Origin of the sequence: Zobellella taiwanensis (genome assembly GCF_003012795.1) — a bacterium.
Classification (GTDB): Bacteria; Pseudomonadota; Gammaproteobacteria; order Enterobacterales; family Aeromonadaceae; genus Oceanimonas; species Oceanimonas taiwanensis.
Window position 1 is genome coordinate 41,598 of record NZ_PXYH01000027.1, and the last position, 10,890, is coordinate 52,487.

Consider the following 10,890-nt stretch of genomic DNA (forward strand, 5'->3'; position numbering starts at 1 on the left):
TGGCGGCCCGGTGAATCCGTCATTCACAGCTGCGGCCAAATGCACTACCATTCTTCCAGTTTAAATTCTCCCACGGAGACTGCCATGACCGCTTTGAGCGATGCCGCCATCCGGGTCCGTTCGGCCCTTGAAGCCCGCGGGCTGGAAACCCCGATGCGAGGCAATACCCTGACCCTGGACCAAAAGCAGGCCAGGATCACCGGTCTGATGACCGAAATGATGGACGTGCTGGGCCTGGATCTGGACGACGACAGCCTGGCCGAAACGCCCCAGCGTATCGCCAAGATGTATGTGCGGGAGATCTTCTCCGGCCTAGATTATGCCCATTTTCCCAAGATCACCTTGATCGACAACAAGATGAAGGTGGACGAAATGGTGCAGGTGAGGGATATCACCCTGACCAGCACCTGTGAGCACCATTTCGTGACCATAGATGGCAGCGCCACCGTGGCCTATATTCCGCGCGGCAAGGTAATAGGGCTGTCCAAGATCAATCGCATAGTGCAGTTTTTCGCCCGCCGGCCCCAGGTGCAGGAACGGCTGACCCAGCAGGTACTGGTGGCGCTGCAAACCCTGCTGGAGTCGGACGACGTGGCGGTCAGCATCACCGCCACGCATTATTGCGTCAAGGCCAGGGGCGTGATGGACGCGACCAGCACGACCACCACCACCTCGCTGGGGGGGATTTTCAAGAGTCGGCCCGATACCCGGCAGGAATTCCTTGGGGGCGTGGTTCGCTGATGGCTTGTGTAACATCGATGTTGTCGATGTTTAAATGTTGATAATTCATTTGTTGCATACCTGAAGCCGGGGGTAGAGTGTCCCGGTCGGTGCAGGCGGCGATGCGATGCGGTTTGATGAATGGCTGGAGCCGATCGTCCCTGAACGCCCTGACCGGCGACTGCCCCTTTGGGACCTTGAGATTGCCGAGCTGGTCCCGGCCGGCGCGCAAGCGCCGGCTTTTCTTTACCTTTACCTTCCCCCATCACAGTGCCCTTTACCCGGCCGGCGGGCTCGGGCATGCTCTGGGCTTTGGGGAGGCGTCATGAAACCGAGAATTGAAATCCGCTACTGCACCCTGTGCCGCTGGCTGCTGCGTTCGGCCTGGCTGGCCCAGGAGATACTGTCGACCTTTGCCGACGAGGTCGGGGAGGTGGCCCTGATCCCGGGAGACCAGGGCCAGTTCCAGATTTATGTGGACGGCGTGCTTATCTGGTGCCGGGTGGCCGACAACGGCTTTCCCGAAGCCAAAGACATCAAGCAGCGGCTGCGCGATCGGATTGCCCCCGGACGCAGCCTAGGTCACAGCGACCGCTGACGCCCCCGCCTTCTCCGGCAGGTGGGGAGCGATATAACGCTGGTAGCGGCTGGCCTTGATCCGGTGCATATCGACCAGCACCAGGCCGTCGATGCAATCGGCAAAATCCGGATCGGTGCCAAAATCAATGAACTGGACCCCGCCCGGCTCGCACAGCTCCGAATATTGTTTGTACAGGGTGGGGATAGCGACGCCCATATTGTCCAGTAATTGCTTGAGCCGGCTCAGATCCTGCTGATAATCGGTCCCGCAGAAGGTCCCGCGCAGGGTGTTGGCGGTCGGCGGCAGCTGCCGGCGGGAGCGGGCCAGGGGATCGGCGGCCGGGAAATACTGTCGGTAGAAGGCCACCAGCAGATCCCGCGCCGCCACCGGCAGGGCGGCGCTGAGCGAAACCGGGCCGAACAGGTAGCGGTACTGGGGATGGCGGGCGAGAAAGGCGCCTATCCCGAACCAGAGGTAATCCAGGCTGCGTCGGCCCCAGTAGGCGGGCTGGATGAAGCTGCGGCCGAGTTCGAGCCCCTGGGCCAGGAAAGGCTGCATGGCGTCGCCATAGTCGAACAGATGATGGCTGTAGAGACCGTGCAGTCCCTTTCGGGCGATTTGCTCGGCAGTGGGCACGAAGCGGTAGGCGCCGATAATCTCCAGCTCCATGGGGTCCCAGAGCAGTAACTGGTAGTAATCATCGTCGAAGGGATCCAGATCCCGCCGCCGCCCAGTGCCTTCTCCGACCGCCCGGAAGGCCAGCTCACGCAAACGGCCTATTTCCCGCAGGATCACACAATGACCGGCACGGCGGGCCCGGGTAAGGTAGATGGCCTTGCCGTCCCGGGTCTGGCCCAGTCGCTCGCACTGCTCTACCGCCTTTTTGAGTTGCAGCCGGGGTTCGGGAGGTGCGATGGCCACCTGGGTTGCGAGCAGTCCCGGCTTGTTCCGGCCAAGCCGGTAAAGGTGGCGGCGGAACAGATCGCACAGGGCCGCGTCCCCCAGGCCGCTCTGGCGGCCGTATTGCCAGGAAACTGGCCGGCCGATCCGCAGGACGATATGCTTGTTCTGCTGGCGGAACATCTCCCGGACCAGCAACAGTCCGCCCAGCGGGCGACAGGCCAGGGAGCTGAGATAAAACAGCGCCGAGTTGCGGCCACGGATATGCACCGGCACCAGCTCGGCCCGCGCCCGCCGGGCCAGGCGCAGGAAGCCGCTGTGCCAGTGGCCGTCGCGGATGCCGGACGGCCCCAGGCGTGAGACCTCGCCTGCGGGGAACACGATGACGACGCCGCCCCCGGCCAGGTGACGCTGCACTGCGGTCAACTGGGCCCGGCCGGTGCGCCCGCCCAGGTTGTCCACCGGCAGCAGCAGCGAGGCCAGCGGGGCCAGCCGGGCCAGCAACTGGTTGGCGATGATGCGGACGTCGGGCCTGACCCGGGAAACCAGCCTGAGCAGGGCCAGGCCGTCGAGGGACCCGATAGGATGGTTGGCAACCACCACCACGGGCCCCTGGGCCGGGATGTGTTCGAGTTCCTGTTCGCGCAGACTGACCTGGAAGCCAAAGTGCTCCAGCACCTGTTCCACGAAGTCGAGCCCGCGCAGGTGGGGATAGCGTCGGGCAAAGTCGATGAAGGCCTGCTCGTGGAGCAGATAGCGCAATAACGCCTTGCAACCGGGGATATGCTGCCCGCGGGGCAGGTACTCGGCGGCCAGGGTGTCGACGGATAACATATGGCTTCCTCCCTTGCAGTGGCCACAGGCTAGGAAGGCCGGGTGACGGGGCTGTGGCACCCCCATGATCATTTGATGACAGGAGTGTGCATGACCACCAACCATGTCCCGGTCAGCCCGGGACAACTGGCTCCCCTTTATGCCTCGACCGACGGCCTGAGCGGCAAGGTTGCCCTGGTATGCGAAGGGGGCGGCCAGCGGGGCATTTTCACTGCCGGTGTGCTTGATGTGTTTATGGAAGAAGGCTTCGATCCCTTCGATATCCTGATTGGCACCTCCGCCGGCGCCCAGAACCTGTCGTCCTTTATGTGCCAGGCACGGGGATATGCCAGGGAAGTGATTACCGGCTACACCACCCGTGCCGAGTTTTTCCGGCCGCTGCACTTTGCTCGGGGAGGCGATCTGGTGGATTTGGACTGGTATTTCGATGTGCTGGCCAACCGGTTGCCCCTGGACACCGCCACCGGCCTTGGCCGACTCGGCCGGCGCCAGTTATTGTTTTGCAGTACCCGGGCCGGCGACTACCGGCCCCATTATTTCGATCCGCGCCACAGCGACTGGCTGACCGGGCTCAAGGCGTCCAGCGCCATTCCCCTGTTCTACCGGGCCGGGGTGGAATGGCAGGGGGAGCGCTACCTGGACGGCGGCGTGGCCGATGCCGTGCCGGTGCGCGAGGCTTACCGGCGCGGTGCCAGAACCCTGGTGGTGGTGCGCACCGTACCCCAGCACAGCCGCTTCAGCCTGCACTGGGCCCGCCGGCTGGAGGGCTGGATTGGCCGGGAGCGGCTGGGGGAACTGATGCAGATGGTGGCGGCCCACGAGCGTTGCTTCAACGACACCCGGGACTTCATTTCCCGGCCGCCGGCGGATGCCCGCATCATCGAAATTTCCCCTCACCGCCCGCTGCACAGCCGGGTACTCGGCTCCAGCCGCCAGCAGCTGGATCAGGATTACCAGCTTGGCCGGCACTGCGGCCTTTATTTCCTGCATACTCTGGGACCGGCGGTGGCTGCCTTGGGTCGGCAGTAAAATATCGTCCCCAAAGCGGACACCATCTGGTCAGGGGCTGGCGCAGTGTGTACACTCGCGACCCCGATTTTTCCGCCATCGGCGCGACAAGGCGGGGCAAAAGCCGTTACCATGAACAACAGGTGTGGCGGTTGTTGCAACTAAGCCCCGGGCGGCCTGGCCGTGCGGGCGCCATACAACTTTTATCGTACCGGGCCCAGGCCCGGATCTTCTATGGCCCTCATATCAACCACGGGGACAAAGAACATGGCAGAATGGTCCGCAAACGACGCGCTCAAGGTGTATAACCTGCCTTACTGGGGTGCGGGTTTTTTTCATTTGGACGACAGGGGACGGGTGGTGGTTACGCCCGATAAGACCCGCCCCGACGCAAAAGTAGTGCTTTCCGAAGTGGTTGAGCAACTCAAGGCCGAGGGCTATGCGGCCCCTGTGCTATTGCGTTTTCCCGACATCATCAAAAGCCGTATCGACGCCCTGTTCAACGCCTTTAACGGCGCCATCGAGGAATTTGGCTACGAAGGGGACTACCTGACCGTTTATCCCATCAAGGTCAACCAGCAGCGTGGTGTGCTGGATGCGGTGACCAAGGCCTACAAGGACAAGCCCCGCCTGGGCCTGGAGGCGGGCTCCAAGCCCGAGCTGCTGGCGGTGCTGGCCCACACCCACGAGACCGAGTCGGTAATCGTGTGCAACGGCTACAAGGACAAGGAGTACGTGCGCCTGGCCCTGCTCGGTACCAAGATGGGCCATCAGGTCTATATCGTGATCGAGAAGCTGTCCGAACTCGAGCTGGTGATGGAAGAGGCGGCCAACCTCAAGGTAACGCCCCGTCTGGGGGTGCGTGCCCGCCTGGCGTCCCAGGGCGCCGGCAAATGGCAGTCGAGCGGCGGCGAGAAGTCGAAATTCGGCCTGAGCGCTACCCAGGTGCTGAGTCTGGTGAACCGGCTGAAGGACGCCGGCTGTATCGACTGGCTGCAACTGTTGCATTTTCATCTGGGCTCCCAGATCGCCAATATCCGCGATATCCAGAAGGGTATCCGCGAGTGCGGCCGTTTCTACGGTGAACTGCGCCGGCTGGACGTGCCGGTGAACATCGTCGACGTGGGCGGCGGCCTGGGCGTGGACTACGAGGGTACCCGTTCCCAGAGCTACTGCTCCGCCAACTACAACCTGCGCGAGTACGCCAATAACGTGGTGTGGGGCATCGGCAACGTCTGCCGGGAGTACGATCTGCCGCATCCGCGCATCATCAGCGAGTCGGGCCGGGCCATCACCGCCCACCACGCCATGCTGGTGGCCAATGTGATCAGCATCGAGTCCGCCAAGCCGACCCAACCGGCGGCGCCGGCGAAGGACGCGCCCTTCCTGCTGCAGCACATGTGGGAAACCTGGGAGGATTTGTGCCGGGAGGATCCGCCCCTGCTCGAAATCTACCACGACACGGTTGCCGAGCTGGCCGACGTGCACGAACAGTACAACATGGGGCTGATGAGCCTGCAGGACCGGGCCTGGGCCGAAGAGGTACACCTCAATATTTGCCTCGGTATCAAGGCCAGGCTGGACTCGGTCAACCGGGCCCACAGGCCCATTATGGACGAGCTGAACGAGAAGCTGGCCGACAAATGCTTCGTCAACTTCTCCCTGTTCCAGTCCCTGCCCGATGCCTGGGGCATTGATCAAATCTTCCCGGTGCTGCCCCTGGACGGCCTGGACCGGCCGCCGAGCCGGCGGGCGGTGATCCTGGACATCACCTGTGATTCCGATGGCGCCATCGATCAGTATGTGGACGGCCAGGGGGTGGAAACCACGCTGCCGATGCCGGAGTTTATGCCCGGCCAGCCCCATTACCTGGGTTTTTTCCTGGTGGGAGCCTACCAGGAGATCCTGGGTGACATGCACAATCTGTTCGGCGACACCCATAGCGCCGAAGTGGTGCTGGACGAACAGGGACAGGTGCAGATCCACAATATCAAGCAAGGCAGCAATGTGGCCGAACTGCTGCGCTATGTGGATATCGATCCCAGCGTGATCAATGCCCAGTACGAGCTGCAGGCCAGCCATCCGGATTTGGACGAAGCAACCCGGGCGATGCTGCTCAAGGAGCTGTCCGCCGGACTGGAAGGTTACGCCTATCTGGAGGAAGAGCAGTAGCGTTGCTGCCTTGCTCTTGTCAACGCACCGCCCCGGCGGTGCGTTTTTTTTTAGGGTTGGATGCCCGGGCTCAGGCTGTGCAGCCATTCCCGCCAGATGGCCACCAGCAGGGCCATCAGTACCGGGCCCACGAAGAGACCGACGATACCCATGGTGGTGACACCGCCGATCAGCCCGAAAAAGGTCGGCAGGAAAGGCAGCTTGATGGGGCCGCCCACCAGCCGTGGCCGTATGGTTTTGTCGACGATGAACAGCTCCACCGAGCCCCACACGAACAGGCCCACCGCCGCCACCGTATCGCCGGAGCCGGCCAGGTAGAGAGACACCAGGGTGAAAGACAGGGGCGCGCCGCCGGGGATCAGTGCCATCAGTCCGGTCAGCACCCCGAGCGCCACCGGCGAGGGTACGCCGGCAATCCAGTAGGCAATGCCCAGCACTACCCCTTCGCCCAGGGCGATCAATCCCATGCCGGTCACGGTGGAACTGACCGTTGCCGGCACCATGCGTGAGAAGCGGGCCCAGTGGGCATTGAGGACCGACTCGCCCACCCGGTCGAGCTGGCGGGCCAGCAGGGCGCCATCCTTGTACACAAAAAACAGGGTGATCAGCATGAACACCAGGATCAGGAAGAGATGAAAGGCGCGGCTGCCCAGCGCCAGTAGCCAGCGGTAGATGTTGCCCAGCTGTTCGCCGCTGAGCAGGTGCACCAACTCGCTCAGGGCGTGGGGTTCGGCCACGTACTGGTGCCAGTAGGGCTGCAGCCAGCTGCCGATGGCGGGCAGGGAATGCAGCCAGGCGGGCATGGGGGCGCCTTCCCGGTTGACCTCGATAAGCCACTCGACCCAGCCCTTGATTTCGCCGAAGGCATAGCTGAAGGCGAGAGACAGGGGCAGTACCAGTACCGCCAGCACCGTCATCACGGCCAGGCTGGCGGCCAGCAGGTCTCGTCCGCCGCACAGGCGGTGCAGCCGGTGGTAAAGCGGCCAACTGGCGAAGCCGATGATCAGTGCGCCGAGTACGGGGATCAGAAAGTCATGAAAAAAATAAACGGCCACCAGCAGCAGCAGGATCAGCAGCCAGCGGGAAATCAGATTGTCGGGAAGCGTATTCACAGGGATCCCTTGCAAAGTCAGGATGCCCGGCAGCATAACCCCGGGCTGAAGGCGGCGCCAGGGCCGGGGAACTATCAGTCGCCGGTGCCTTGTTCGGCGGCCAGTTTGCGTTCAAAGTCCCGGGCGACGATGGCCAGGGCGGCCAGGGCCAAGCGGGGCGGGACCTCGTTGGCTTCGAGTAAGGCTATCAGGTCGACCGCCAGTTGGATCTCGGCGGGGGCGGTTTCCAAGCTCATTATGGGCTCCAGTGGTGGACTTGGCCCATTGTACATAAAAAAAATGCCCAGCTAGGGCTGGGCAAAGACTTAGTGCTTAATTGCAGTGGCATTACATTGGAGCGGGTCCGGCCCGGAAGGTTCCCTCAAAATGCGCGGCAAAGGACAAAAAGGTAACGGCCGCTTTTTAGCTTGACAGTGGCCGGTGTTGAAACGTAAATTTTAAACAGTTGTTTTATTTTTGGGGTGGCCAGTGAGCAAAAAAGATACCAAACAGAAAATTCTCGACGCCGCCGAAGTGTTGTTTGCCGAGCAGGGGTTCAGCGAAACCTCGCTCCGGCTGATCACCAGCGCCGCCGATGTCAACCTGGCCTCGGTCAATTACCATTTCGGCTCCAAGAAAGATCTGATCAAGGCGGTGATGGATCGCTACCTGGCGCTGTTCATGCCTGCCGCCGACCAGGCCCTGCAACGCCTGCTGGCCGAGCCCGGGATCAACCTGCACCAGGTGTTCGACAGCTTTGTGGCGCCGCTGATGGGGCTGACCAGGATCAAGCGCCGGGGCCCGGAGATTTTCCTGCAACTGCTGGGCCGCGGCTATATCGATAACCAAGGCTTCCTGCGCTGGTTTATCGTCAACCATTATGGCGAGGTGCTGGAACATTTCACCCAGGCCATCCGCAAGGCGGCGCCCGAGCTGTCTTCCGCCGACGTGTTCTGGCGGCTGCATTTCACCCTGGGCACAGTGGTGTTCACCATGGCCTCGAGCGAGGCGCTCAGGGACATTGCCAAAAGCGATTTCAACGAAGACATCGACGTGGAAGGCCTGGTGCGCAGGGTGATCCCCTACCTGGCCAGCGGCGTCGGCGCCAAACCTTGATGCCACCCGGCTAACCTGAGGAGAGGGAGCATGAGTTTACGCAAGAAATGGATCAGTGGCCCGGCCTTTGCCACCTTCAAGAAGATACTGCCGCCGTTGTCGGCCACCGAGCGCGAGGCCATGGAGGCGGGTTCGGTGTGGTGGGATGGCGAACTGTTCTGCGGCAAGCCGGACTGGTCCAGGCTGCTGGCCTATGGTCCTTCGCGGCTGAGCGATGAAGAGCAGGCCTTCCTCGACAACCAGGTCGAGACCCTGCTCGCCATGCTCGATGACTACCGGATCGTCAGCGAGGAACGCGAGCTGCCCGAGCCGGTATGGGACTACATCAAGAAGGAAGGCTTCTTTTCCCTGATCATCCCCAAATCCTACGGTGGCCGGGAATTTTCCGCCTATGCCAATTCCACCATAGTGGCCCGTATCGCCAGCCGCAGCATCAGCGCCGCCGTCACCGTCATGGTGCCCAACTCCCTGGGCCCGGGCGAGCTGCTGATGCATTATGGCACCCAGGCGCAAAAGGATCGCTGGTTGCCTGGCCTGGCCCGGGGCGAGGACGTTCCCTGTTTTGCCCTCACCGGGCCGGAAGCGGGCTCCGATGCCGGCGCCATTCCCGACAGCGGCGTGGTCTGCAAGGACGATTACCAGGGCGAGCAGGTCCTCGGCATCCGTCTCAACTGGGACAAGCGTTACATCACCCTGGCGCCGCGTGCCACCGTGCTGGGGCTGGCGTTCAAACTGTATGATCCCGATGGCCTGCTGGGCGACCAGCCCGAACTCGGCATCACCTGTGCCCTGATCCCCACCAGCCACCGGGGAGTGGAAATAGGCGAGCGCCACTTCCCCATGGGGCAGGCTTTTCTCAACGGCACCACCCGGGGCAAGGACGTGTTCATCCCCCTCGACTGGATCATCGGCGGGCCCGAGCATGCCGGCCGGGGCTGGCGCATGTTGGTGGAATGCCTGTCCGCCGGCCGGGGCATCTCCCTGCCGGCGCTGGGCACGGCCAGCGGCCACCTGGCCACCCTCAGCACCAGCGCCTATGCCTATGTACGCAGGCAGTTCGGCCTGTCCATCGGCAAGTTCGAAGGAGTGCAGGAAGCCCTGGCCCGTATTGGCGGGCTTACCTACCAGTTGGAGGCGGCGCGCCGGCTGACCACCCGTGGCCTGGATCTTAAGGAAAGCCCGGCCATCGTTACCGCCATTTCCAAGTACCACATGACCGAAATGGCCCGTACCGTGATGGACGATGCCATGGATATACATGCGGGCAAGGCCATCCAGATGGGGCCCAAAAACTACCTGGCCCACAACTATATGGGCATTCCGGTGGCGATTACGGTGGAAGGGGCCAATATCCTGACCCGCAACCTGATGATCTTCGGCCAGGGCGCCACCCGCTGCCACCCCTATGTATTGAAGGAGCTGGAAGCGGCGGCCAACCCGGATGACAAGGCCGGCCTGGACGAATTCGACCGTCTGCTGTTCCAGCACATCGGTTTTGCCGCCGGCAACGTGTTCGGCGCCTTCTGGCAGGGGCTCACCGGTGCCCGCTTCAACGGCGCCCCGGTATCCGGCCCCACCGCCGGCTATTACCGGCAACTGGCCCGCATGAGCAAGGCCCTGGCCCTTTGTGCCGACGTGTCGATGCTGATCATGGGCGGGGATCTCAAGCGCAAGGAAATGATTTCGGCCCGGCTGGGGGATGTATTGAGCCACCTCTACCTGGCTTCCGCCACCCTCAAGTTCTATGAGGACAACGGCCGTCTCGCCGACGAGCTGCCCTTCGTGCATTACGCCGTGGGGCGCAATTTGCATCTTATCGGCGAGGCTCTGGAGGGCTTTTTCCAGAATTTCCCCAACCGGGCGGTGGCGGTGACGCTGAAAGCACTGATTTTCCCGTTGGGCAACCGCTACAGAAAACCCCTGGACAGGCACGCCCAGGCCATCTGCAAGCAGCTGATGACCCCGGGTGGGGTACGCGATCGGCTGTCCTGGCTATGCTATGTGCCGGACGATGGTGGTCCTGGCCTGGGCGAAGTGGAAGCGGCCTTCCGGGCCATGGTGGCGGTACAGGGGATCGAGAAAAACATTCAGGAGGCCCAGAAAGCCGGTCGGCTGCCGCGCAAGCTGCCCTTCGAGCAATTGCTGATCCAGGCTCGGGAGGCGGGTATTGTCGGTGAAACCGAGGTCCAGCGGCTGCAGCATGCCGAGGAGCTGCGCCGCCGTGCCATTGCGGTAGACAGTTTCGCCCCCGGGGTGCTGAGCCGGGAGATGCCAAAAAAGTCTGACGCCGCCTGAGCCGACGGCCGCCATTAACAGAAAAGGCCGGGCAACAATGCCCGGCCTTTTTGTTTGCCCGGCGAAGCCGGCAAACCCGGCCATCTGAAAGAAGATGGCGTCACCCCGACTGAGGGGAAGACAATCCGACTGGCAAGGGCGCCACTGGCCAACGGTGGGGTCTGAAGGAAGCCA

9 protein-coding genes are annotated in these 10,890 nt (G+C 62.8%); 6 read left to right on the forward strand and 3 right to left on the reverse strand.

What is annotated here, in order from left to right; all coding sequences use genetic code 11:
- Positions 1–84: 84 nt before the first annotated feature.
- Both folE and C7I36_RS15530 read left to right on the forward strand, forming a co-directional pair.
- A complete protein-coding gene (gene folE, locus C7I36_RS15525) occupies positions 85–741 on the forward strand; it encodes a GTP cyclohydrolase I FolE (protein ID WP_106454596.1) in 657 nt (218 codons plus the stop codon).
- A gap of 304 nt (positions 742–1,045) precedes the next feature.
- On the forward strand, positions 1,046–1,318 hold the full coding sequence (locus tag C7I36_RS15530; RefSeq protein WP_106454597.1) for an Rdx family protein: 273 nt from the start codon (positions 1,046–1,048) through the stop codon (positions 1,316–1,318).
- Here the strand turns inward: C7I36_RS15530 and olsF are convergent.
- The gene (gene olsF / locus C7I36_RS15535; protein ID WP_106454598.1) at positions 1,298–3,034 is read right to left on the reverse strand and encodes a bifunctional ornithine lipid synthase OlsF; all 1,737 of its coding nucleotides are present in this window, start codon (positions 3,032–3,034) and stop codon (positions 1,298–1,300) included. The two genes, C7I36_RS15530 and olsF, sit on opposite strands and share 21 nt — an antisense overlap.
- Positions 3,035–3,124: 90 nt before the next feature.
- Here olsF and C7I36_RS15540 point away from each other — a divergent pair, with 90 nt between their 5' ends.
- A complete protein-coding gene (locus C7I36_RS15540) occupies positions 3,125–4,063 on the forward strand; it encodes a patatin-like phospholipase family protein (protein WP_106454599.1) in 939 nt (312 codons plus the stop codon).
- A 246-nt stretch (positions 4,064–4,309) separates the two neighbouring features.
- Complete coding sequence (gene speA, locus C7I36_RS15545; protein WP_106454600.1) at positions 4,310–6,214, forward strand: biosynthetic arginine decarboxylase; 1,905 nt, start codon at positions 4,310–4,312, stop codon at positions 6,212–6,214.
- A gap of 50 nt (positions 6,215–6,264) precedes the next feature.
- On the opposite strand, the gene C7I36_RS15550 is transcribed toward speA, so the two are convergent.
- Together C7I36_RS15550 and rsmS are read right to left on the reverse strand one after the other, a co-directional pair.
- Entirely contained in the window at positions 6,265–7,326 is a 1,062-nt protein-coding gene (locus C7I36_RS15550) for an AI-2E family transporter (protein WP_219899676.1), read from the reverse strand.
- 74 nt (positions 7,327–7,400) lie between these two features.
- Positions 7,401–7,562 (reverse strand): pleiotropic regulatory protein RsmS, encoded by a 162-nt coding sequence (rsmS, locus tag C7I36_RS15555; RefSeq protein ID WP_106454602.1) that lies wholly within the window; start codon positions 7,560–7,562, stop codon positions 7,401–7,403.
- Between the two features lie 232 nt (positions 7,563–7,794).
- Between rsmS and psrA the strand changes: the two genes are divergently transcribed.
- Both psrA and C7I36_RS15565 read left to right on the forward strand, forming a co-directional pair.
- The gene (psrA, locus tag C7I36_RS15560; RefSeq protein WP_106454603.1) at positions 7,795–8,421 is read left to right on the forward strand and encodes a TetR family transcriptional repressor PsrA; all 627 of its coding nucleotides are present in this window, start codon (positions 7,795–7,797) and stop codon (positions 8,419–8,421) included.
- A 30-nt stretch (positions 8,422–8,451) separates the two neighbouring features.
- Positions 8,452–10,716 (forward strand): acyl-CoA dehydrogenase, encoded by a 2,265-nt coding sequence (locus C7I36_RS15565; RefSeq protein ID WP_106454604.1) that lies wholly within the window; start codon positions 8,452–8,454, stop codon positions 10,714–10,716.
- Positions 10,717–10,890: the final 174 nt, after the last annotated feature.

Coding starts and splice junctions, on each gene's coding strand:
- folE (WP_106454596.1), top strand. CDS start 85: ATGACCGCTTTGAGCGATGCCGCCATCCGGGTCCGTTCGGCCCTTGAA.
- C7I36_RS15530 (WP_106454597.1), top strand. CDS start 1,046: ATGAAACCGAGAATTGAAATCCGCTACTGCACCCTGTGCCGCTGGCTG.
- olsF (WP_106454598.1), bottom strand. CDS start 3,034: ATGTTATCCGTCGACACCCTGGCCGCCGAGTACCTGCCCCGCGGGCAG.
- C7I36_RS15540 (WP_106454599.1), top strand. CDS start 3,125: ATGACCACCAACCATGTCCCGGTCAGCCCGGGACAACTGGCTCCCCTT.
- speA (WP_106454600.1), top strand. CDS start 4,310: ATGGCAGAATGGTCCGCAAACGACGCGCTCAAGGTGTATAACCTGCCT.
- rsmS (WP_106454602.1), bottom strand. CDS start 7,562: ATGAGCTTGGAAACCGCCCCCGCCGAGATCCAACTGGCGGTCGACCTG.
- C7I36_RS15565 (WP_106454604.1), top strand. CDS start 8,452: ATGAGTTTACGCAAGAAATGGATCAGTGGCCCGGCCTTTGCCACCTTC.